Annotated in this window: 21 protein-coding genes; 6 read left to right on the top strand and 15 right to left on the bottom strand. The window is 56.2% G+C overall.

The features are described from left to right. Positions 1 to 2: 2 nt before the first annotated feature. Both ACLI1L_RS09920 and ACLI1L_RS09915 read left to right on the top strand, forming a co-directional pair. Positions 3 to 392: an ankyrin repeat domain-containing protein gene (locus ACLI1L_RS09920; RefSeq protein ID WP_411707469.1), complete on the top strand. Its 390-nt coding sequence runs from the start codon at positions 3 to 5 to the stop codon at positions 390 to 392. After that, the gene (locus ACLI1L_RS09915) at positions 389 to 1036 is read left to right on the top strand and encodes a LysE family translocator (RefSeq protein WP_411707468.1); all 648 of its coding nucleotides are present in this window, start codon (positions 389 to 391) and stop codon (positions 1034 to 1036) included. The genes ACLI1L_RS09920 and ACLI1L_RS09915 overlap by 4 nt, the downstream gene beginning before the upstream one ends. Here ACLI1L_RS09915 and ACLI1L_RS09910 read toward each other — a convergent pair. Further along, entirely contained in the window at positions 1033 to 2385 is a 1353-nt protein-coding gene (locus ACLI1L_RS09910) for a type II restriction enzyme (protein WP_411707467.1), read from the bottom strand. The two genes, ACLI1L_RS09915 and ACLI1L_RS09910, sit on opposite strands and share 4 nt — an antisense overlap. Next, positions 2378 to 3220, bottom strand: coding sequence for a DNA adenine methylase (locus ACLI1L_RS09905; RefSeq protein WP_023020956.1), 843 nt, complete (start codon positions 3218 to 3220; stop codon positions 2378 to 2380). The genes ACLI1L_RS09910 and ACLI1L_RS09905 overlap by 8 nt, the downstream gene beginning before the upstream one ends. A gap of 331 nt (positions 3221 to 3551) precedes the next feature. Between ACLI1L_RS09905 and ACLI1L_RS09900 the strand changes: the two genes are divergently transcribed. Further along, positions 3552 to 4130, top strand: coding sequence for a TetR/AcrR family transcriptional regulator (locus ACLI1L_RS09900; protein ID WP_086588296.1), 579 nt, complete (start codon positions 3552 to 3554; stop codon positions 4128 to 4130). 43 nt (positions 4131 to 4173) lie between these two features. On the opposite strand, the gene ACLI1L_RS09895 is transcribed toward ACLI1L_RS09900, so the two are convergent. From ACLI1L_RS09895 to ACLI1L_RS09870, 6 genes are all read right to left on the bottom strand, one after another. Beyond that, positions 4174 to 5247 carry an IS30 family transposase gene (locus tag ACLI1L_RS09895; protein ID WP_239206889.1) on the bottom strand — a complete coding sequence of 358 codons (1074 nt, stop codon included), beginning with the start codon at positions 5245 to 5247 and terminating at the stop codon, positions 4174 to 4176. 625 nt (positions 5248 to 5872) lie between these two features. Further along, entirely contained in the window at positions 5873 to 6490 is a 618-nt protein-coding gene (locus ACLI1L_RS09890) for a hypothetical protein (protein WP_411707466.1), read from the bottom strand. A 175-nt stretch (positions 6491 to 6665) separates the two neighbouring features. Beyond that, positions 6666 to 7787 carry an ABC transporter ATP-binding protein gene (locus tag ACLI1L_RS09885; protein ID WP_411707465.1) on the bottom strand — a complete coding sequence of 374 codons (1122 nt, stop codon included), beginning with the start codon at positions 7785 to 7787 and terminating at the stop codon, positions 6666 to 6668. Positions 7788 to 7834: 47 nt separating this feature from the next. Continuing rightward, the gene (locus ACLI1L_RS09880) at positions 7835 to 9157 is read right to left on the bottom strand and encodes an ABC transporter substrate-binding protein (protein ID WP_049359450.1); all 1323 of its coding nucleotides are present in this window, start codon (positions 9155 to 9157) and stop codon (positions 7835 to 7837) included. Positions 9158 to 9237: 80 nt separating this feature from the next. Then, complete coding sequence (locus tag ACLI1L_RS09875; RefSeq protein WP_034656258.1) at positions 9238 to 10083, bottom strand: carbohydrate ABC transporter permease; 846 nt, start codon at positions 10081 to 10083, stop codon at positions 9238 to 9240. 26 nt (positions 10084 to 10109) lie between these two features. After that, on the bottom strand, positions 10110 to 11090 hold the full coding sequence (locus ACLI1L_RS09870; protein ID WP_244169512.1) for a carbohydrate ABC transporter permease: 981 nt from the start codon (positions 11088 to 11090) through the stop codon (positions 10110 to 10112). Positions 11091 to 11349: 259 nt separating this feature from the next. Here ACLI1L_RS09870 and ACLI1L_RS09865 point away from each other — a divergent pair, with 259 nt between their 5' ends. The 3 genes from ACLI1L_RS09865 (at position 11350) to ACLI1L_RS09855 (ending at position 16111) form a co-directional block, all read left to right on the top strand. Next, positions 11350 to 12567, top strand: a complete 1218-nt coding sequence (locus tag ACLI1L_RS09865; protein ID WP_086587971.1) for an amidohydrolase — start codon at positions 11350 to 11352, stop codon at positions 12565 to 12567. A 550-nt stretch (positions 12568 to 13117) separates the two neighbouring features. Beyond that, complete coding sequence (locus ACLI1L_RS09860; protein WP_411708373.1) at positions 13118 to 14392, top strand: threonine/serine exporter ThrE family protein; 1275 nt, start codon at positions 13118 to 13120, stop codon at positions 14390 to 14392. Between the two features lie 399 nt (positions 14393 to 14791). Further along, positions 14792 to 16111, top strand: coding sequence for an MFS transporter (locus tag ACLI1L_RS09855; protein ID WP_086587972.1), 1320 nt, complete (start codon positions 14792 to 14794; stop codon positions 16109 to 16111). A 258-nt stretch (positions 16112 to 16369) separates the two neighbouring features. Here the strand turns inward: ACLI1L_RS09855 and ACLI1L_RS09850 are convergent, their stop codons facing one another. From ACLI1L_RS09850 to ACLI1L_RS09820, 7 genes are all read right to left on the bottom strand, one after another. Then, the gene (locus ACLI1L_RS09850) at positions 16370 to 16660 is read right to left on the bottom strand and encodes a YrhK family protein (RefSeq protein ID WP_394286334.1); all 291 of its coding nucleotides are present in this window, start codon (positions 16658 to 16660) and stop codon (positions 16370 to 16372) included. 57 nt (positions 16661 to 16717) lie between these two features. Then, positions 16718 to 18037 carry an amino acid permease gene (locus tag ACLI1L_RS09845; RefSeq protein WP_394286333.1) on the bottom strand — a complete coding sequence of 440 codons (1320 nt, stop codon included), beginning with the start codon at positions 18035 to 18037 and terminating at the stop codon, positions 16718 to 16720. 161 nt (positions 18038 to 18198) lie between these two features. Continuing rightward, the gene (locus tag ACLI1L_RS09840; RefSeq protein ID WP_394286332.1) at positions 18199 to 18327 is read right to left on the bottom strand and encodes a glycine betaine ABC transporter substrate-binding protein; all 129 of its coding nucleotides are present in this window, start codon (positions 18325 to 18327) and stop codon (positions 18199 to 18201) included. Positions 18328 to 18416: 89 nt separating this feature from the next. Next, a complete protein-coding gene (locus ACLI1L_RS09835; protein ID WP_086587973.1) occupies positions 18417 to 19808 on the bottom strand; it encodes a hypothetical protein in 1392 nt (463 codons plus the stop codon). A 503-nt stretch (positions 19809 to 20311) separates the two neighbouring features. Further along, positions 20312 to 21049 carry a sulfite exporter TauE/SafE family protein gene (locus ACLI1L_RS09830; protein WP_411707464.1) on the bottom strand — a complete coding sequence of 246 codons (738 nt, stop codon included), beginning with the start codon at positions 21047 to 21049 and terminating at the stop codon, positions 20312 to 20314. 43 nt (positions 21050 to 21092) lie between these two features. Next, complete coding sequence (locus ACLI1L_RS09825; protein WP_086587975.1) at positions 21093 to 21758, bottom strand: TIGR03089 family protein; 666 nt, start codon at positions 21756 to 21758, stop codon at positions 21093 to 21095. Positions 21759 to 21783: 25 nt separating this feature from the next. Continuing rightward, positions 21784 to 23415, bottom strand: a complete 1632-nt coding sequence (locus ACLI1L_RS09820; protein ID WP_086587976.1) for an LCP family protein — start codon at positions 23413 to 23415, stop codon at positions 21784 to 21786. Positions 23416 to 23535 lie beyond the last annotated feature (120 nt).

Genomic DNA, 23535 nt, shown 5'->3' with positions numbered 1-23535 from the left:
CTATGTCTGAGACGCAAGTGCAGGAATTCGCCGGTCGGCTCTTTGACATGGCACGCGAGGGCAGCTTGGACCTCCTGGCCTATATCGACCACGGCGTGAATATTGACCTCGTGAACCAGGACGGCCAGTCCTTTCTCATGCTCGCGGCCTATCACGGCCACGCCGAGCTGGTTACCGCACTTGCTCGCGCCGGCGCGGACGTTAATCTGCTCAATGACCGCGGCCAATCACCCCTGGCCGGTGCCATCTTCAAAAAGGAAGATGCGGTAATTGACGCCCTCTTGGCCGCCCACGCCGACCCTGCCGCTGGCCATCCCTCCGCGCTGGATTCCGCCCGCATGTTTGGCCGCGAGGACCTCATCCCGCGCCTAGAAAGCGAGGCAGGGGAGTGACCTGGACGTCCTTTTTCACCCTCTTATTGATGAATCTGGTGGGCGTTGCTTCGCCCGGACCCGACATTATTTTGGTGACCCGCTACGCCACCCGCTCGCGGCGCCACGCCATAGCCGCAGCCGCCGGCATCCAAATCGGCGTGCTCTTTTGGTGTACCGCCACCGTTTTCGGCGCCGCAGCGCTGCTGACGGCTTTCCCAGAAATCCTCGGCGCGGTACAGGCCATCGGCGGTTGTTTCCTCGTGTTTATGGGCACTCGCGCGCTGCGCAGTGGCATCGCCCAGCGCGCCAACCCGCCGGTGGATCTGGAAGACGCCGCCGCGCAACTCGGGCGCCTACGCTCTGCCTTCAAGGTCGGCTTGGCGACGAATATGTCCAACCCGAAAATTGTGCTCTTCCTCGCCGCGATGATCGCCCCGCTGCTTCCCGCCAGCCCGCCCATCTGGTTGGCCATCGGGCTGACGCTGTCCTTATCGCTTTCGGCCTTCCTCTTTTTCCTCGTCGTTGCCACGGTAATTTCTACCAACGCCGTGCGCCGCAAGCTCATCGCCGCTGGTCCGTGGATCGATATCGGCTCGGGCCTGTTTTTCCTTGTCGCCGGCATCGTCCTCATCGTCTCCGGTGCGCAGAACCTAATGCACTAAAACAGCCGCGGCATTCCCTCCGCCACCGTATCGAGCACCCACTGGATCCAGCGGGCGACGGTGGAGGCGCGCCGCCGGGACGTCGCCAAGCTCAGGCCCAGGTCCTCCATCGCCGCAATAATTTCCGCGGTGCTGGCGACCGCGCCGCGAGCCAAGCTGAGTTCGAGCACCTCGCGAAATACCCGCCGCGCCGCCAACGTCCGTATGAGCGCCGCATTTCGGGCATCGCGCTGCGGCTGCTCGATAATTCTCCTCCCGCGCTCGGTGGGCTCCCAGGCCTCATCCACCTGCACCGCCAACCCCAGGTAGCGCGCGGCGTTGGCATAATAGTCCGCCTGCCGCGGATCGAAATCATAGCGCTGAGTAATCTCTGCCTTACTCAGCGGCTGCAGCGCCATGAGCTCCAAGAGGTTGACCACCCGCTCAAAGTTATTGGCCTGCGGAAAGGGCACCTCCGGCTCGACGACAGGCTCCACTGCCCGAACGATATCCAGAGCCGCCTGCGCATCAAGGTGCGAGGCCGACAGTGCGTAGCGGGCGCTATCGACCAGCGCAATACTGCGAAAATCGGCCGGATCCCTAAATTCATAGCGGTATAGGTGGAAAATGCCATTGGAATACACCAGGTAAACCGGTACCACTTCCTTGGCCAGGCGCTGTTGGAAGCGCCGGTAGGGAAAATATAGCTGCCGGATATTGAAATCATCCGAGAGATGATTTTTCGCCTCCACCAGCACTAGATGCTCGAGCGATTCAAATCCGCCGTCGATTTCCATCTGTGCGCGGTCCACCGCCACCTCCACGCCCAGGTCTGGCAGCCGCACCTGCATCTCGCGCGTGGACATGCGGCCTGCCACCGTAGCTTGCAAAGGCCCGCAGGCCAGAAAGTCTTCTAGCATCCCGCTTGCCGACGCCCCATTTAACGCCACCGCCTCCGAGCTCACCCCCTCCAACGAGAGGGTATCTAGACCCGCTGGCAGCTGCAGCGTACGTACCTCCCCGCGCTGTGCCTGCGGAAACTTCTCGTAGAGGTTGAACCGGCCCACCAAGTATTCGCTGCGGCTTACCGGCACGATGCCGAGCTGTAGGCGCTGAAAGATCCAAGGCCGCGAGGTGGAAAAATCATGCTTGGCCATCAACCGTGGCTGCCGAGCAGAGATTTTCTCCACTTCCCGCGCGCTGATGAAAAAATACCCTCGCCGTTCCAATTCTTCGCCGTAGCCAGCCGCCAAGATGCGCAGCCAACCCCAGTCATTAACGCCTAGCTTCACCGACTCCGGCACGCCAAAACGTGCCCGCAGCTCCTCCTGCAGCTCCCGCCCCGCGTGCGCCTTCGGTCCGCTAGTCACCACTGACCTCATAATTGCGCACCAGTACCTCATCGACCTTGCCGCGCTTCGAAGCGACGGAATTGATCGCCCGCGTTGCTCCCACGATGCCTACCTCATAATCCGCATAGAGCTCTCGAATGAACTCGGTGGCCGAATTCGACAGCAAAAACTTTGCCCCGCGTTCGTCCAACTCATCGCAGACCTCTTTGAGCCGTTCTTGCTCCGCGCGGTCAAAGCCACCCTTTTGATAGCCGGTAAACGAGCTCGTCACATTGACGGGGTCATAGGGCGGGTCGAAATAGACAAAATCGCCTTCGCCTGCTTCTGCCACCGCCGCGGCGAAATCGCCTTGGGAAAAGATCACCTCATTTTCCGCAAAATAGCGGTGCACCGCACGCAGCGTGTCTTCATCGCAAATGGTGGGATTCTTATAGCGCCCGAACGGCGCATTAAATTGACCTGCCGTATTCACGCGATACAGGCCGTTATAGCAGGTGCGGTTGAGATACAGCGTTCGTGCAGCACGCTCGATGGGGGAGAGGGCGGCAAACCGCTTCGCATCCCTGTCCACTGCGCGCAGCGCATAGAAGAACTCCGCCTCATTGGGATAGCTCACGAGCTCTGCAATGAGCTCGTCGACGCCGCCGCGTACCACCTCATATAGGTTGATGAGCTCAGCATTGAGATCATTGACCCGTGCGCTGGCTGGTTGGAGAGAGAAAAGCACCGCGCCGCCACCGATGAAGGGCTCATAAAACCGCCGCGGGACATCCGCCGGTAGGGCGGCGTGGATATGTGGCAAGAGCTGGCGCTTCCCGCCCGCCCATTTCACCAGTGGCTTAACGTTTTTCATCGTTGACTCATCTTAGCGGCCCTACCCGACACGAGCACCATTGGGCTTTCGAACGTGCGGGCGGATAATTGGAGCGGATGGCTGGCCGCACAGATACTGTGGTTGTCTAACATCACAGCTTTGTTAAATAGTTCTATGACGGGCCTAAACGTACGGCCGTGCCGGTAGTAAATTCTTCCCGTGCGCACGGCTGTTTCCATAGTTGAATATGAGGTAATAAAATCACCCCAAACGCCTTAGTTTGTAGGGAAATACCATTTTCACCTAAAGATTTAAGGGTTTAGAAAACGAAAGTAAGGCCCTTAGAGCGTCGGGACAGAAAGGGGCATTTATGCCGCGTATATCACAAATCCGAGTCGCTGCGCTCAACCTCGTCATCGAAGCCGGATACGGCGGGTTCACTATGGAGGAACTCGCCCAAAAGGTAGGCGTTTCCCGCCGTACCCTTTTTAATTACATAAAAGACAAAGAATCGGCAGTTTTAGGTCCCGAATTTTCGGAGGAACTAGAGCACCAATTTCAGAATTTCGCCGCCGGACTGCCCACCGGAAGCCTGCGCGAAGATTCTGAAATCGTGGCCAAAGCCGTATTTGACCGCGCCGTGGGTGATGAGTTCTTCCCCGAAATTTCCCAGCTGACGGCCCAGGCGCTAGCTAAGGATACGAAGCTGCGTGCCCTGTATTACCAGCGCAATAGCCGCACTATTGAGCGCCTCCGCCAAGCCGTGCAAGCCCGTGAGGGCTGGAAATCCTCCGATTCGCGCCTCACGCCGACCGTCAACATCATCCACACCCAGTTCCTGACCGCCTTCGAGATTTTTGTGGAAACCCGTGGTGGAACTTCGCTTAGTGAAGCCTTCCGCAACGCCGGTGCCATCTTCGAAGATTACTTCAACGACGAACTGGCCTAAGCCTCCCCGCTCGGGCAGATTCTAGTGGTCGTGGAAACACTTCCTATGTTTCGGTTGAGTTTATCAGTGCGGCCATTTTCTCGGCTGGTGTTTGAAAGCCCAGGGTTTTGCGGGGTCGGCGGTTGAGTTGCATGGCGACGAATTCTAGGTCCGCTGCACTATGGACGTTGAGGTCTGTCCCTTTAGGGAAGTACTGTCTTAGTAGTCCATTGGTGTTTTCATTGGTGCCTCGCTGCCACGGCGAACCAGGATCGCAGAAAAACACGGGACAGTTTGTAGCTACAGAAAAGGCCTTATGGCAGGCCATTTCACTTCCCTGATCCCAGGTAAGTGATCCTTTGAGATGATCTGGCAAGGTAGCAATCGCTTTTGTAAGTGCTTCATTTACTTCGGTAGCACTATGCCCATTCGGTAAATGCAGCAAGATGACATAGCGCGTGGTTCGCTCTACTAGCGTTCCAATTGCGGACTTATTACCCGCGCCTAGAATGAGGTCGCCTTCCCAATGACCTGGTACTGCCCGGTCGTCTACTTCTGCTGGGCGGTCGGAAATCATCACCATAGGGTCAACAAACCGCTTGCGGGCACTGCGCGTGCCACGAGGTCGACGTTGGGCGTGACCGCGACGCAGTGCAGCAGCGACTTCCTTTTTCAACTCGCCTTTAGCCTGGAAATACAAAGACTGATAAATCGTTTCAGGACACACGTACATAGTCTCATCACCGGGATAGCAGCTGCGCAACCTCCCAGAAATCTGCTCTGGCGAGTACCTATCTTTCACCATCGCCCAGACCACCGTGCGCAAACGTGGATTGGCATCAATCTTGCGCTTTTTCGGTCTAAACCTACGCAACACCGATTTACGGTGCGCATACGTGGGAAGATACACCCCAAATTCATCCCGGTTGCGTTTAAGCTCCTTGCTGATAGTGCCAGCAGAGCGGGCAAGACGCCGAGCTATCTCACGTACGCCTTTGCCTTGCCGGTCAAGATCAAAGATGAGCTCGCGCTCTTCTACCGACAAGTAGCGCGAAGAAATACGCCTATCGATACGCTGTTGCGGAATAACCTGGACTGGAACTGCTTGGCGACCATCAACGTACTCAATTACCTGCATAAGCCTGTTATACAGCGCCACATCCGGGCCAGCCGGGACAAAAGGCACACGCCCGGTAGAAAGCTTAATGACACCTTTGTCTATATCAGCAGCATTACGCGGATGAATGCCACAGGCTAAAGCTGCATCTTTGCGCCCTAAAGCATTCGCACGCAGTTGCAGATAGCTACATCGGCCAGTTGTTGCCGCAGCTTTGCGGCCATATGGATTGCGCTTCCACAAACCAAGCTCAATACCGATGCGGTACACCGGAGAAGAGCCTATAGAAAGCTGGCGCGCAATATCCATCGGTGCCACACCTTCCAGCCACAGGCGAGCTATTTCCTGACTGTCATCCGAGCTAGTAGTCCTGCGGCGCTTGCGCGGCAAGTCCAACTCACCAGCAAGCCGATACGCCACCGAACGCGCTAAACCAACCACCCCAGCAGCCGCCCGTATTGAACTACCAGCCCGAACCAACGACGCAAACCGCGCCACAACAACAGAATCCGGAACCCATTTCGACTCCACACAATCACCTAACCCATGTCAGGTGTTTCCACGACCACTAGAAATCAAGCCGGATGAAGACAGAAAAATCCCCTAGGCACCGTACTGGGCCTAGGGGAAAGGAGACGTCAGGGTTTTAGTCGAACTGGCCCTGGATAATGGCCGCCGCATCCAGTGGGGTCACGTGGTAGGAGATGGGGTTCTGGTTAGCACCGGCCATGAGCGCGCCGGCGCAGGAGTGACCGGCGCCCATCATGTGGCCCAGCTCGTGAGCGATGGTGCCCTGGATTGCCTCTGGGTACTGGGCATTAGGAATCTTGATGAAGACCATCTTGTGATCCGGGTAAGCGGCACCCTGGACGTAGCCATTTGGGTCGGGCTTGAAGATGATGGCGATGGTGTCATCGTCAGCCTCAGAAGGCTTAACTTCCTTCAGGGAAGCCTTGCCCTTGAGGGCCTTGTTCCACTCGGCAACCGCGGCATCCAGCTGCTTGCGGTACGGGAAGTTTTCAACCACCTTGTACTCCAGCACGCCATCTTTGAAGTACGGCTTTACGGAGTCTTCATCGTGGAGGATGGAAGGATCCGGGACTGGCTTGCCATCGTTGGCCAACTTGGTGATGGTCTTGCAGGTGCCTGGAGAAATGAGGGAGCGAACTGGGTCGCTCTTGGCGCTGGCGGCCGGTGCGGCGACGGTGCCGAGGATGGCTGTTGCAGCCAAAGTGGCGGCAGATAGCTTCTTGAAAGAAGGCATAGGCAGTGAATTACCTTTCGGTTGATTTTAAGGTTCGCTGAGTGCAATATTCCCAGCAATATCCGTGGTAAACGGCACTGCATGGGCATCTTATGCGTGCGAGCATATATCAGTTTCTTATCTTCTGCAAAGGGAAAAATAAGAATCTAAGGTGTCAGCTGCCTATTCGCTGCTTCTAGTTCAGGCGCTGCCCGGTGGTGGTGCCAAACAGATGCACTCGGTCCGGGTCGGGGGAAACATAGAAAGTATCGCCCACCGCGTAACGGCCGCGGGCATTGACCAGGATGCCGGTCTGACCGCCCATGCGGGTAGAGGACTTAAGGATGCCATCGGCGGAGCTGCTGCCCGCGGCGTCGTTAAGGTCGCCATAAACGTAGGTCTGGTTGCCCAGCTCCTCGATATGCGCGACGGTGAACTTCGCCCCACCATTGCCGGTATCGCTTAGCTGCCAGTCTTCAGGGCGGATGCCCACGGTGACAGTCTCAACGCCATCGAAGTTGTAATTGGCCAAGTTGATGCGGGTAGAGCCGATACGCAGCTCCGAGGAGTTATGGGAGAGGTCGTAGATATTCATCGCCGGGGAGCCAATGAAACCGGCGACAAAGACGTTCTGCGGGCGGTCATAAATGGTACGGGTGGTATCCACCTGCTGTAGGACGCCGGCGTTGAGAACTGCGACGCGGTCACCCATGGTCATCGCCTCCGTCTGGTCATGGGTGACGTAGACGGTGGTGGTGCCAAGGCGGCGCTGCAGGTTAGAGATCTGCGCGCGGGTGGATACGCGCAGCTTGGCATCCAAGTTGGACAAGGGCTCGTCCATGCAGAATACGGCTGGCTCACGCACGATGGCGCGTCCCATGGCCACGCGCTGGCGCTGGCCGCCGGAAAGATTGGCGGGCTTGCGGTCCAGCAGATCTTCCATCTGCAGGATTTTCGCGGCCTCTTGCACGCGAGACTTAATCTCGCTTTTAGGAACCTTGCGGTTTTCCAGTGCGAAAGACATGTTCTGCGCTACGGACATATTGGGGTAGAGCGCATAGTTTTGAAAGACCATGGCCACGTCGCGGTCCGAGGGGCTCACCCCAGTGACGTCCTTACCACCGATACGAATAGAGCCGCGGTCGGTGGGCTCGAGGCCGGCGAGCATACGCAGGCTGGTGGACTTACCGCAGCCGGAGGGGCCGACAAGGACCAAGAATTCGCCATCAGCAATATCGAGGTTGAGGCGGTCAACGGCGGGGCGTTTAGCATCCTTGGAGTAGATGCGGCTTGCGCCATCGAAGGTGACAGTAGCCATGGTTACCTTTCAGAATGTAGTGAGGGGAGGAGGGCGCCTAGGGGAGCCTACTTATTGATGACGGTCTTGACCTGGTTGTCATAAATGGACTGCAGGGTCTTTTGCAGGTCTGTAAGCACCTTGGTGACGTCATCGCGGTTGGTGACAATCTTTTCGAAAGCACCACCAATCTCCTGGTCCGCGCCGGGCAGGAAGACACGGGCATTATCCTGCGGGCGAGTCTCCGGAAGTTGCTTGATGGCGGTTTCGAAGTTCGGGTTTTCTTCCATGAACTTCTTCTGGTCCTTGTTGTCTACCGCGGTGGAGCGCACCGGCATATAGCCCACGTTCTGGGACCAGTAGCAGGTGTTTTCCTCATTGGTGATGAAGTCGATGAGCTTAATTGCAGCCAACTGGCGGTTCTTGCTGATGCCAGCTGGGATGGCAAGGCCAGCACCACCGGTGGGGCAGGCGCCGTCGCCAGTCGGGTTAGGCAGGAAGGCAGTACCGAGCTCGAACTTAGCGGTATCGGTCAGGCCTGCCAGGTCACCGGTGGACAGCACAGTCGCGGCTGCGCGGCCGGTGCCGAACTCCATGGCCATGTCATTGCCCACGTAGGAGTAGCCCTTCTTTTCATCGGTGATGTCTTTGAGCCACTCGACGGCCTTGATGGTCTTGTCATCGGTGAACTTCAAGTCCCACTCATCGGAGTAGGCACCGCCCTTGGACCACAGTGGGCCTTGGAAGATCCAGCCCAGGTAGTCCACGGCATCGCCCCAGCCAAATGGCTTCATCTTGGAATCGGCCGCGGCGAGCTTCTTGGACCACTCGTCCATCTCATCCCAGGACTTCGGACCGCGGTCTGGCAGACCGGCCTTCTTCCACGCGTCCTTGTTGTAGTAGAACAACGGCGTGGAACGAGCGAAAGGAAGCGCAAAGTGGCCGCCGTCGTAGTTGTAATCCTCGTAGAGGGGCTGCACATAGGTAGACAGGTCGATGCCGGCTTCCTTCGCTAGGTCATCCACGTTGGCGATCTGGCCGTTGATGGCAAAGTTGTACCACCAGACGTCGGAAAGCACCACGATGTCCGGTAGATCTTGGCCGGTGAGCGCGGCGTTGAATTTCTGTGCAGCCTCTTCGTAGTTCTTGCCGGCATCAACGAGGTTGACCTTGATATCAGGATTCTCCTTTTCAAAGCGGGAGATGATTTCCTTCTCAATGTCCTTAGACGTGCCCGGGTGGTTGGACCACCAGGTCAGTTCGGTGACTTCACCATCGCCGCCTTTGTCTTTACCGCCTTGTGGGTTAGTAGAAGAGGTGCCGGCGCAAGCGGCGAGAGTGGTAGCAGATGCGGCTGTGGTAGCAAGGGCGAGGAATGTGCGGCGTAGCATGTAGTTCTCCTGAAAATTCCTGGTTAAGGGGGGAAATAAAATATGTGGAAACGGCGAGCGTGGGTGGGGTAGAAGTCCTTCTATCCCTTGACGGCGCCAGTGGTCAGGCCTTGAATCATGTACTTTTGCAAGGCTAGGAAGATGATCACCATCGGGATGATGGTGAGGATGGTGGCGGCCATAACCGGACCCCAGTTGGTTACGCCATCGTTGTTTTGCAGCATGGTCAGACCCACCTGCAGTGGGGCAACGTCCTCAGTATCGGCCATGAGGAATGGCCACAGGTAGGTATTCCATTCATTGACCATGGTGATGACGGAAAACGCGGTCAGCGTTGGCCAAGAGACCGGCAGGAGCACCTTGGTGAGCAGGCGGATGGGGCCGGCGCCGTCCATACGGGCGGCTTCCACCAGCTCATAGGGCAGGGATAAAAAGTGGTTGCGCATGAGGAAGGTGCCGAAAGCCACGCCGGCCAGCGGCACGATGATGCCCACGAAGGTATTGCGCCAGCCCAAGGAATTGACCAAGGCGTAGTTAGAAATGACGGTGATCTCGCTGGGCACCATGAGTGAGGAAATGACCAATAAGAACACCAGATGGCGGCCTGGGAAGCGCAGGATGGCCAGCGCATAGGCAGAAATGACACCAAGCACAATCTTGATGATGGACAGCACTGCGGTAATTACTACCGAGTTGCGCAGGTAGGTCCAGAAAGGCACGCGGGTGGTGGCATCGGAGTAATTCTCAGTCTCCCATACCGGCGGCAGCCAGTTAACCGGATCCGTATAAATATCGCCCTTGGCCTTGAAAGAGGTCATGAGGATCCAAAAGAGCGGGAGACCAATAAGGAGCAGTACCGCGAGGATGCCCAAATAGCCGCCTACGAGCTTCGCGCGACGGGTGGTGGGGGATTCATCCGTGACCATGTGAAGGGTTGAAGTAGCCATGTGGGTTAACCTCGCTTATCCATGATGCGTACCTGGATCAGGGTGATGATGAGCAGGATCAGGAACAAGATGGTGGCGGCAGTCGCACCGTAGCCGGCGCGGAAGTTGACGAAGGTCTCGTTATAAATCTGGAAAACCAACGTCTGCGTGCCATTGCCCTGCGGGCCGCCACGGGTCATGACGTTGATGATGTCGAAGACCTGCACGGAGTTAAGAAGCACCGTGATGGAAAGGAAGAAGGTCGTATTGCGCAGCTGCGGCATGGTCACACGCCAGAATTTGCGCCAGCGTCCGGTGCCGTCGATAGCGGCGGCTTCATCCAGTTCCTTGTCTAGGCCTTGGAGCGCGGCTAGATAAATGACAAAGGTATATCCAAGGTTTTTCCACACGAAGGTGAACGTCACCATGAACATCGCCCAGCCTGGCACGGCATAGAAATTCGGGGAGTCGATGCCGAACCAGCCCAGCATGTCCTGGATGAGGCCAAAGTTCGGGTCAAAGACGAATTGGAAGGCGATACCAATGGCCGCGCCAGAGATGGCATAGGGCGCGAAGACCACCGAGCGTGCAAAGTTGCGGCCCTTAATGTTCTGGTTGAGCAGTAATGCCAGCGCTAGACCAATGACCATGGAGCCTATGACCGCAAAGAACGTGAATACCAAAGTGTTGAGCACGATGGTCTTCGTATCCTCGCGGCTAAACCACTCCACATAATTGTCCAAGCCTACAAAGGTGGAGGTAGGGCTGGAAATATTCCAATTGAAAAAGGATAGCCGGATATTATCTAGCAGCGGCCGGTAAGTAAACACAGCCAGCAGGATCAGGTTCGGTGCTAATAGCGCTGCGGCCAGCAGCCATTCCTTGTGGCGATTGCGCGCTGCTTTGCGCACCAGTGCCGCAGAATCACTGGGGTTTTCCGTGTGGGCGGGACGGGCGATGGTAGTGCCTGAGTTGCCGCCACTGAGAGAGTCTTCCTGAAAGGTCACCCGGTCAATCTAGGGTGGACGGGTGAAGCCCAGATACATGGAAAACAAACAATCAGTGAATTATTAATGTCCGATGGGTTAAAAGTGGATGCGTCATTGATCCTTTAAAAAACTCCAGCTCAGCGGGCCATGGCGTCTGTCTCTTTACCATAAAACTATGGCTGGCATTACAAAAATGCCTTGCTTGCCGACGCCCACCTTCCTCCCACCCTTCTACACTGGCACCCATATTCCACCGCGATTCCACAAGGAGGAAGCAATGTCTGTCCGCACTGTCTGCAGTAACTATGACTCCGTCAAAGTTTGGCAGGAGCCACTTTATAAGGACCTGCATCAGCACCCAGAGCTATCAATGCAGGAGGAGCGCACGCTTGGCATCATCAAGGGCAAGCTTGCTGACTTCGGGTTTGAACAAGTGGATGTAGGCGGTGGCGTGGTTGGCATTTTAGAAAATGGTGCCGGGCCAACTGTCATGCTGCGCGCGGATTTTGATGGCCTACCAGTCAAGGAGGACACTGGCCTGGATTATGCCTCCACCGATACCGCCCTTGACCCGGATGGAAACCCCATACCCGTCATGCACGCCTGCGGTCACGATTCGCACGTGGCCAGCCTGCTGGGCATGGGTGCGCTCATGGCGCAGGCCACCGACCAGTGGTCCGGCACCCTGCAACTAATTTTCCAACCGGGCGAGGAAATCGCCGCCGGTGCCCAGTCCATGGTGGATGACGGTCTGGTAGATAAGGTAGCAACTCCCGATGTTGTCCTAGGTCAACATGTTTTTGCTAGCCAATTTCCTGCTGGCACCGTTGCTCTTGCCGCAGGACCCTTCATGTCCACCGCGGTAAGTCTGGATGTCAAGGTTTATGGCCAAGGCTCGCACGGCTCCATGCCACACCTCAGCGTCGATCCAGTGGTGCTGGCCAGCTCCATTGTGATGCGCCTTCAGACAGTCATTTCCCGCGAACTAAGCCCTTCCGAGTTTGGTGTGTTGACCGTGGGTGCTATCAATGCCGGTTCGAAGGCAAATATCATTCCCTTTGAGGCTAACCTGAAGATCAACGTGCGTGCCTATAGTGAGCAAGTACGCGACAAAATCTCCGACGCCATCGAGCGCATCGTCAACGCTGAGTGCCAGGCTGCCGGTAGCCCTCAGCCTGCTGAATTTAACTATCACGATGCCTACCCGCTTACCAGCAATGATGACGAGACCACGGCGCGGCTCCAGAAAGCCTTCACATCCTACTTCGGCGCCGACCGCGTTCTCACCGCAGAGCCCCTAACAGCCAGCGAGGATTTCTCCACCATTGCGCGAGCCTATGGGGTTCCCTATTGCTTCTGGGTATTTTCCGGCCGCGAAGAAGGAAAGGATGTTCCCAACCACAGCCCGCACTTCGCCCCACGGCTCCAACCCACATTGCGCACTGGCACCGAAGCACTTGCTGCCGCTGCATTGAGCTATTTGGGCAACGACTAAGCGGGAAACTGTACATGGCCGCACGGTTTTTAAAAGATGTGCGGCCAATGCTGCTGGCATCCGGGCTGTGGGGGAGTAGTACATAGCCGCCAGGTCTGGTGAGTTTTCTCTATGCAAGGTATTCCTGTGTTCACCGCGCTTCTTAGTGCAATTAACCGGCAGACCCCTAAAACAGCTCCAACGCCCGGGCCTCACTTGGGGCCGCAGGGCGCTGGAACTGGTTCTCTCTATCTCTCTTGCGTTCTCTCAAACGCATGAACTTAAGATAACTCCCTAGCCTGCTACAGGCCTGCGTTTTACCTGTGAGTATTGTGGTAATGGGGTGGAAATCGGCTAATAGACGCGCAAACCCGCCCACGGTGTAAAAGGCGGCGACCTCTAGGCCGATGAAGAACTATTCATAGGGGTGCGGTTCTGCGTAGGATTCTAGGTAAAACTAAAAGTGTGTTCTCGGGCTTCGGTTGGGGTCGAGAAGCCTTTAAATAGGCGCTAAAACCGTGTCAGAGGAGGAGATGTGTCGCAACAATTTGATCCAGAATTGCACCGGCAAATGGGCGTGGAAGCGGATGTTGTCTTGCGGGTGGGAATGCTCCTAATGGGTGCCGGCACTTCTGGCTACCGTGTTTTAAGGGGGATGAAACGCAGTGCGCGAGCTTTGGGGTTTGACCACTTAGATGCCACAGTGGGTTTGACGCAGATTACTTGTACGTTCCACCGCGGGGAATATTTCAGGACAGTGATTGCCCGGCAACATTCTCCTGCGGTTGATGCTTCGCGGATAGAAGCCTTAGAAGACCTGACCCATAATCGTCTCTATGCAGGGATTACTGCCCAAGAGCTGGCGGCAATGCTGGATGTTATTGAGTTTGGTGTCAAAAAGCGCTGGAGTGGTTTAGTTCTTTCTTTTGCCGCCGCGATCGCGTGCGCGGCGTTTGCGTATCTTAACTTTTTCCCGCTAGAAGCGGTGGGGTTGGTGGCTCTAGCGGCGTTTGCAGGCCAGTTTGTGCGGTACACGGTTCTCCACCGGCACGTCCATCAAATCGGGGGAGTAATTGCTGGCGGGACAACGGCAAGTATCGTTTTCTTCCTTTTAACGGAATTTTTTGGCGCGATAGGCTCAGTGGATCCGAGTGAATTGTCCTCGGGCGTGGTAGCAGCGGTTTTATTCTTGATTCCCGGATTTCCTCTTTTCTCTGCTTTGATCGATATTGCGCGTTTTGATTTGGACGCAGGAATAGTCAGGTTAGGGTACGCCTTCACTGTTATATTTACAGCGACTTTCACGGTCTCGATGGTTAGCTGGTTGACACAACTTACCCCTGATCCACCCGCCCCTGCACAGGATATGAGGTGGTTTTTGTTGGCGCCGGTCGCAAGTTTTCTGGGAATTGCTGGCTTTGCCTTTCTTTTCAACTCTTCCCGCCGCATGGTTTTGGTCGCAGCGTGTGTCGGAACGGTGGCAAACGAGCTCCGTTTGATCCTCATTCACGCTGGTACAACTATTTTCTTTGCGGCATTCGTGGGAGGGCTATTGATTGGGCTGCTAGGTGCGGTTGCTTCTAAAAAGGCCCGCCTTCCTCGTATTACAACGACCGTTCCGGCTGCAGTGATCATGATTCCGGGGGTGACAATGTTTAGAGCAGTGTTTTATTTGAATGACGGTCAAATGGATCAAGCTTTGGCAAACGTTGCGACAGGAATGATGGTGGTTGGCTCCATTGGCGCCGGATTGGTGTTTTCTCGCCTGCTAACTGATAAGGATTGGGCATTGGGCCGACTTATTGATTTTGATAAAAAGATTCCGCAGAAGCCCTCTACAGCATGAAGTTAGGGTCTTAACTGGGAAAACGCCTGTGGCCCCCACTTCCTTTCGGAACTGGGAGCCACAGGCGTCTCTCTCACTGTTTCCATATATCGGCATGTGCCGCCCTGTGGAAACTGCAGGGGGTTCTCTCTATCTCTCTCGTATGCGCTCTCTCAAGCGCACGATCTCAGTATGGGGCACTGTGCTGTAGCCTCCATGAGGCTCGGCTGTTGGGTGGCTGTTAATGGCTGGGAAAGGATGGATAAGGCGCTGACAAGCGTAACAATTGTGAGGGAGCGCAATATTGGCGCATAAAAGTGACGTACACCATAAGTTGATTCTGTAGGGTTGAGGGCATGCGCGCAGCGGGCCTGCGCCGTTTTCAACTGCTTGTATAGCTACAGAATTGAGGTGAGGAGCATGTCTCCTCTCACTTCCCAACCCCCAGCCAATGATGCCGTGCCGGCACAGGTGGAAGATACAGAAGAAACAAAACGCCAGCATCGCTCGGCCATAAAGGCAGCGTTTATAGGCACCTTCATTGAGTGGTTCGATTACGCGGCCTATATCTATATGTCCGCGATTATCTCCCGGGTCTTTTTCCCAGAGATGGAAGGCCGCCGTGCCCTGATTATGACGTTTGCACTCTTTGCGCTGTCATTTTTGGTACGGCCTTTGGGTGGCATCGTATGGGGTCACTTCGGTGATAAACACGGACGCATCCAGACCCTAACGGTCTCCATTGTGATGATGTCCCTGGCTACCGCGTGCATCGGTTTCCTTCCCGGCTATGTCACCATCGGCTTCGCCGCGTCCCTTTTGCTGCTGCTGTGCCGCATGGTGCAGGGCTTTTCGGCAGCCGGTGAGTATGCAGGCGCGGCCACGCACTTGGCCGAGATCGCTCCGGCCGGCAAGCGCGGCATATATTCCGCGGTGGTGCCGTCCGCTACGGCTTCCGGCTTGTTGCTGGGCTCGCTCATTGCGGCGTTTCTGACGGGCGTGCTCGACGATGCTGCCTTGGATTCCTGGGGCTGGCGCGTGCCTTTCTTGATTGCGCTGCCTTTGGGCATGTACGGTCTGTGGATTCGCCGTCATACGGAGGAGTCCTCCCACTTTGAGGATCAGGATGAACCGGAAGAATCTCCGCTGCGTGAGGTGCTCAAGTACCCCAAGGCCTTGGCCATTGCCTTTGCTGGTGCGGTGCTCAACGCCATTGGCTTCTACGTCATCTTGACCTACCTGCCCACCTACCTCTCAGAAGAGCTGGGTATGGCCGCAACCCCGGCGTTTATAGCATCCTCTGTTGCCTCCGCATTTTATGTGGGCTTTGCCTTGCTTACCGGCATGCTTTCGGACCGCCTGGGCCGCCGCACGACCATGCTGTGCGCCGCAGCTTTTATGGGCGTGACTATCATTCCGGCCTTTATGCTTCTCGACGGCGCCGGAATCCTCCTCGTCATTATCATTCAAGTCTGCTTGGGTGGCGTGCTGGCGCTTAACGATGGCGTCCTGCCTTCCTTCCTTTCCGAGCAGTTCCCCACGCACGTGCGCCTGTCCGGCTTCGCGCTGACGTTTAATACGGCCAATGCTATCTTTGGCGGTACCGCTCCGATGATTGCCACCTGGCTTATTGATGTCACTGGTCTGCAGCTTGCCCCTGCTTTCTATTTGGTGGCTGCGGCGCTGGTGACTGGAACCGCGGTGCTATTCGCGTCGAAAAAGAATAAGCTGCACCAGTAGCGTTTCGCTATAAAAGGATAAAACGCCTGCGGCCCTCGGAACCGGAAGGAACCGAGGGCCGCAGGCGTCTCTCTACAAGGTGTTTCCATGTATCGGCTTTAGCCGCCCTCTGGAAACTGAGGGGTTCTCTCTATCTCTCTCGTATGCGCTCTCTCAAACGCATGATTTAAGTATGGGGCACGGGGCTGCTACCACAATGGATTGTGCCTGATAGGTCCCTGCTAGTTGCTGAAAGTTTACTGCTAGCCCATTTGTGGCTTAGTAGTCATAACTTTCGGCAGTATTTGCATCTGCGCCAATGCGTTGCAGGTGTGTGCGGCGTTTTAAGCGGATGGCCGGGCGGGCTGCCCTGCCGAGGCTGCCCAGGAGGTAGAAGACGGTAGCGACCATCGACAAGCCGGCAAGCGTTAGCACCGAGCCGAGGATAAACACCACGGAGATGGCGATGTCATTGGCGATGGAAAACGTCTCGTATTTGTTTTTAATTTTGATTTCGTTATTCTGCCCGAGCTTGATTTTTAGGTCGGGGTCCTTTTCCTGTTCTGACATGATGCCTCCCACCTTGTCAGACAGGAAAAGTCCTTGTCGAACCACCTTTTGGTGGGATTATTGGAACATTCCCCAGATGGTGGCAAAGAGCACGATAAAGCCCATGACCGCCACGAAATAGTTGGTCTTTTTGCCGCGGAAGCGGGCTAGGGCGTCCACTCGGTAAATGACCCAGATGGGAAGCAGGTAGGTCATGAAGGCGAAGAAGACGCCGCCCACGACAGAAATCATGTCCAGGATGGAGGGGTTGAAAATTCCTACCAGTGACGTGGCGATGAAGATGAAGAGGTAGGTCCATAGGTCAAGCGTGCGGGCAGACATCTTCTTTGTGGCTTTCGGCGCGGCCAGGTTGAAGAGGTACTGGGTGCCCTCGATGGTGCCAAGGGCATGGCCGAAATAGGAAGAAGCCACTGCACAAATAACCACGATGGGTGCCATGTAGGCCATAAATGGGGTGCCGGTTTCGTTGGCGAAGTAGGAAAGTACCGGCAGGTTCTTGTCATTTGCCTCCTGCATGCCGTCTGCGCCCATGGCCAGTGCGCAGGACCAGACAAAGAACATGGTGAAGACGGTCAGCAAGATGGCGGAATTGCGGATAACCTTATCGGACTGTGCGTGGTGGTCCGCTCCGTATTCCTTTTCCATGCCCAGCGAGAATTGGGAAATCGCAGCAACGAAGGAGAAGGAGAATACCAAGACGGGAAGGATAAGGATAATGGCCTTGATAACCCCGCCAGCGGTGTGATCGCCGGCCTCCATGAAGGAGCCGAGGTCCCATTGCGGAATGAGGTAGAGCGATACTGCTGCCAGCGCCACGATGAGCGGATAAACCACGAACTGAGCAATCTTCAACATGATGGCATTGCCAAAGGCAAGTGCCAGCGTCATCAGTCCTACGCACAGCGGTGCCAAGATATAGCGAGAAATTTCCGGCCCACCTAGCTGGTTGACGATGAAACTATCGACCGTATTAGTAATCGATACGCCGTAAATGAGCACCACCGGGAAGATGGTGAACCAGTAGATAATCGCGAGGATGATGCCGTTGCCCCGGCCAAAGAAGTGGGTGAGTACTGCAAGGACGTCTTCGCCATGCAGCGGCGAATAGCTAATGATCCAGGAGAAAGCACGGTGGGCCAGGTAGGTCATCGGGAAGATGAGCAGGGTGGCTACCAGTAGCGGGACGAAGCCGAAGCTGCCGGCGGAAATCGGCAAGAAGAGGATACCTGCGCCCACGGCAGTGCCGAAGAGCGTGATGGTCCACTGGCTATTGACGGCCTTATTGGTAGTCACCTGGCTGCCGCTTGGGGTGTCTGCGCCGCCGGTAGTGGGTAAACTGGCCGGTGAAGCAGGCGCATTCGCAGTCGTGTGAGACATAGAATTCATCCTTCAGTACGTGTGAATAAGACAACATAAACAATCTATCTGAGGGTTTTGGCGAACGAAAGTAAAAGTGTGATCTAAGTTAAATAAATATTAAAGACCGCCGCACCGAGGGTGGTGTAACGGTCTTTGGGAATCTTGCTAAGGCTTGGCAACTAGTCCGCGATCAGGTTTTCTTCCTTCAAAAAATCGAGTGCCACGGTGGTGTAGTCCTCACCGCCGACGTCGACGCGGGCATTGAGTTCCTGCATCTTTTCGTTGTTAAGCAGCTGTGAAACGAACAAGAAGAAGGCCGCCGCACCATCAGTGGTGCAGCGGCCTTCTCTTTGAGACTGGCTAGGAAACTATGTTCCTAGGGAAGAAGTAGGAGTTCTTAGAACAGACCCTCAGCCTTCTTGCCGGTGTCCTTCAAGGTGTGCTCGCGGGAGTCAACGTTCTGGTCGTTGTGCTTGGAGTCATCACCCTTGATGCGGGAGGTCTGGGTTACCTCGATGTTATTGATGAGGCGGCCTTCCTTGGTCTTGCCATCGCCGAAGTCCAGGTTCGCAATGCGAGCCTCTTCGCCAGCGTTAATCGGGTTAGCCAGGGTTACCTCGAAGGAGCGGGTGGAGGTCTTCTCGTTGAAGCCCAGGTCACGGATGTGAGCGCCGTTGGAGGAACGCGGAGTGATGAGGCGGTCAACGCCCTTCGGACCCTTAGCGGTCTTTACATCAACGCGGAACTGGGTAGCTGGGAACTCACCGTAGTAGCGCTCGGAGCCAACGTTCTTGGCGCGGACTGCAACGGTGCCTGCGAAGCCAGCGTGCTTAGCGCCGGAAACGGTCATGTAAGGCTCGAGGTCGAGCTTGTGCTTGGAGTCCTTCTTGTCCTCCTTGGCATCAACCTCTTCCTGCTTCTTCTTGTCAGCAGCCTCTTCGTTCTTGCCCTCTGCCTCGGATACCTTCTCGGTTGCTTCCTTGGCGTTGCCCTCGGAGTCCTTGATTACCTCAGCGTCAGCCTCGAGGTTCTTGTCCTCTTCCACAACCTTCGGGTCGTTGACGTCGGTGGTGTTCTGGGCGTCCTTGTTAGGAGCGTAGGAGTCAGACAGCTTGTCGTACAGCTTGACGCGAACTTCGTTCTTAACCGGCTGCATTGCATTCCAAGCGGTCGGGGTGGACCAGGTGCCGTTTGGCTTGCAGTACTGCTGGGTACCGGTCATGTTCAGCACGCGGAAGCCGTAGGTAGCTTCACCGGTGTGGTTTGGCGGAACGTCGTAAGGTCCGATGGACTGGCCAGCCTCCCAAGACAGGGAGTAGGAGGCGCTAGCACCAATCTTGGTTGCGATCTCGTGGGAGATGCCTGCGGAGCCTTCGGCATTCTTGCCGGAGCCCTTGCCGCCCAGGTTCATGGACGTGGTCTCGGTGCGGTCACCGTTGACGGAAACGGAGATGGACTGGGACTTGGACAGATTCTGCTGTAGCGGGATGTCCTTCTTGGTCTGGTTGGTGGTGGAGATGGTGCCGGCCGGCAGGAAGCGATCGGAAACCTTGTAGACCACGGTGCGGTGGTCCTCCCACGGGTTACATACCGGGCGAGGGTTCAGAACGTTCGCCTTCATGTGGTCGGAACCGTGGGTGGTGTGGATGATTGGCAGATCCGGGTTCAGCGCCGGGGTTTCCGGGTAGGACTCGGTCTGGGTGGTGGCGCCAGCCAGCGGTGCCGCGAATGCGGTGCCGGCGACGATGAGGCCGGCGGTCAGGCCGGTCATGCGACGACGAATCGACATATAGAACTTCTCCTAATGCAGGTAGAAAATGAATGAACTTATGAATGAAATCCAGCAACTCTCGATGTTGCGCTAAGAAAACGCTAAAACAGGCTTAGAGTTAATTCATCTCTTAGATGTCTATATATCTGCGCTGCTGGAAGGTAGGTATTTTTTATATAGACTAAGTGGTTTATTGGATCTTGTCCCCGCTAAGCGGCCGATAGTGCGTCAAAAATTATTGATGGATAGATGTCTATACATTGCCTATTTGGCGCGAATTGGAATACCCCCTATATGGGGGTATTTGACTCTTTTCTAAAGTGACGTGCGAGTCTTGTGGTGAAATTATGGGCGTGCCACTATATGCGTCGTACGCTGCATTTAAGCGGGTGAAAGGGGGTTATAAAATGCCTGCGCGTGAATGTTACGTGACATACGTTATAGGTGTTTACATGGCAGAGGTTGGAGTGTTTCGCAACAGGAGCTTATTGGGGCCTTCCGCTGAGGGGTGAGAAGCAGGGCTAGATTAGGGCAGCTTCAATGATGAGCATGAGGGCTGCAGAGATGGCCACAATGATGACGATGCGGTTGAGCAGTTTCCTATCTATAAATCGGTTGAGGTAGTTCGCTGCGATAAGTCCAATGACAATAAGGGGGAAATAGGCCGCCGCAGCGGTTACTTGGGTGCTGCTGATCTGTCCATTGAGCGTCAAAATTATAAGAGAAATTAAGGTTCCGAGGACGAAGGTGCCCGCCAAAGTGCCGCGGGTACGGTTCGGATCAAAACGCTTCATAATCAACGCCATGGGCGGGCCGCCTATGGAAGTAGAGGTGCCCAGGATACCGGAGGCTACGCCGGCGATGAGCGTATTGAGGGTGGTTGGCCGCGGGCTCCATCCCAAACTGGATAGGGTCATGGCAAAGAGTACGGCGCAACCGATGAAGATGGATAATCCATCGGGGGACAGACTCGCGATTGCCCAAGCGCCTATTAAGGAACCGGGGATGCGGGCAAGAGAAGAGATTCCCACCACGCGCCAAGAAGTCTCGCGGTAGGAGCGCGATAACGTATAGCTAGAAATGCACAACGCGAGCAACAGAATGAGCGTGGGTAGGAGCTCAGGTCGAATGAGCGCGATGATGGGTGTGACAATGGTCCCTAAACCAAAACCGATGGCGCCTTGAGTGATGGTGCCGGCAAGGATGAGGAGGCCGATGAAGATATAGGACCATGCGTCCGCGGAGATTCCCAGAAACATAACGAGTGCTAAGTGTATCTGGGCTCAATCCTGCCGGCTAAACCTAGGAAAGGCGAGCTGTCACTTTCTCATTGGAGGCGATTTCCTCCAACCGCTCTGCTGGGCACACGCCGGCAACGATGACGGCGGAACCTCCCGCGGCGAGGGGCTCGAGCACGGCGCGGGAAAAAGACTCATTATCAGACCAGCCGGTAGATAGCAGGCGCTCGGCGCTCGCAGGTGTATTGACGAGTTGCGGCAGTGGCTGGGTTTCACCAAAGTACTGATCGCCGTAGAAGCGCACGGTGGGGCCGAAATCAATAGCGCCGGTGGGTAGATCGCCGCCGGATTCTACGACGCCGCGGCCAAAGGGGTCCTCGCTGATGAGCACGATATCGGCTTGGGGTTGGCGTTCATGGGCGGCGGGGTAGCGGGAGGGGGAGGTAAAAACGACGTCGGCAAGCGTGGCAGACTCGCCAAAGCTATAGGAAGGGCCGGAGGCGAGCGCACCTAAGGCCACAACGGCCGCTTGCCACGAGGAGGGCAGATCGATGGCAATGGTGGAATCTGCCTCTAAGTCGAGCTCTTCTTCCAGCATATTGGCGATTTTCGCTACCCAATTGTCGAGCGTTTGCCCGGAAAAATCCATGCGTGCGCCGGTGGTCTCGTTATATACGGTAAGCCGCGGAGAGGCGGCATCGGCATGCAGAAGATGGGCGAGTAGTTCCATACTCGCCCATCGTAGGGGAGAAGTGCTAGTTCACGCAGCGCGGGCCATCGCCACCGGCGTCGATTTCTGGGGAAACCTTGGCGGTACCGAAGTCATCGCCCGGGGTGCCTACCGGCTGGCTGGACTTGTCTTCCTCCGGCTCTTGGGCGCTGGCCTCCTTATCGGAGGGGCCCTGGTAGTCATCGGTAGCCACGACGATGAGGGTGTCATTATCGAGCTGCGGGTTCTCTGCCACCGGCAGGCCACCCAGCTTCTTGGCTAGGGCTTTCGCCTCCTTGCTCGTCGGATCAGCGGCTACCACTTGCGACTCACTGTAGATGCCCGGTTGCGCGTTAGCGGAGCGCTCTACCGTATAGCCCTTGCCCTCAAGCCAAGAGCCGATGCCGGAAGCTAGGCCGTCAATATTGCCGGCGTTGAGGACGTGGATATTGATATTAGGATCGACGTCCTTGTCCTTGTCCGCCTTTTTCTGCTTGTCCTTATCCTCGGCCTTGGCCTCATCGGTGGCTTCATCGTGGGACTTAGCCAAATCGTCCATGAAACGGTGAACCTCGGCGGCGTCGATAGTGACGATAGATTCGCCATAATCGCCCTGGCCGTCGATGGAGGTAACCGGGATGGTGGTGAAGGTGACATTGCCGCCCGCCAAGCCGGCAAGCTGGGTAACAAAGCCCATGATGTCCCAGCCCTCATCGATGACTACGGAGCGTTCCACCGCCTTGGCAATCTTGGAAAGCTTGGAGGGATTAGCCAGGGTGTCATTGTCCAGGATTTTATTGACCAGGGAAGCCATAAAAGCCTGCTGGCGCACGATGCGGTCGAGGTCGCCGCGCGGCAGGTTGTAGCGCTGGCGCACAAAGGCTAGGGCCTTGGCGCCATCGAGGGTCTGCTTGCCCTTGCTGAACTTAGCGCCAGACATATCGTCATTGACGTCATCATTGAGGCAGACTTCGACACCATCGACGGCGTCGGTAAGCAGGGTAAAGCCCAGCAGGCCCACCTCCGCGTAGTGGTCGATGGACACACCGGTCAAGGACCGCACCATGGCCAATAACCCTTCGCGGCCGGCCTCGACGCCCTGCTTTTCGATGTCCTTATCCGAGTGCGGCTTCTTTTTGCCCTTTGCTTCAGCCTCTGCGTTTTCTTGCTTGAGCTCGTCCACCTTGGCGTTCTTGTGAGAGGCGAAGACAGCATTCATCTTCATATTGCCGTACTCCGGATCCTTAACATAGGTATCGCGCGGAATGGACACGGCGGTAGCACGGGAACCATCCTCCGGAACGCGGATGAGCATCATGGTGTCGGTATTTTCCTCACCATCGGCCACGCCGGCGTGCAGGTCTGCTAGTTCCTTATCGGAGAGGGGATCGCCCTTTGCATCGGTACGCGAATCCTTGCCCACCAGCAAGATATCCACCGCGCCATCGAGTGAGTCACCGGAAAGCCCCTTGCCGCCTAAGGACAAGTCCTTGGCAGAAGACATACCATTATCAAGCCGGCCGACGGTGGCATAACCCACGCCAGATACCACCAGGATAAGGGCGGATAGCAGGGCAACGATCGTCTTTATGGCCGTGGAACCTTTTTGCTTTACCGCACTAGCGGCAGAGGGCGCCGGCTGAATGGTGCGCGCCCGGCGAGTGTTCTCAGAAGTCACAAGTGGAGGCTTTCTAGATTGGTGGGGATCTGGAGACAGTTTAGGGCAGAACGTTAAAAAATTAGTGATCCGCGTCCGATTTCGCGTGTTCGGGCAGTGTCCCTGCCCAGCGCGAGGAGT

The organism is Corynebacterium sp. LaCa117 (assembly GCF_046717765.1).
GTDB lineage: Bacteria > Actinomycetota > Actinomycetes > Mycobacteriales > Mycobacteriaceae > Corynebacterium > Corynebacterium kefirresidentii.
Note: the sequence above shows the minus strand (reverse complement) of the source record. Positions and strands in the feature narration are given on the sequence as shown.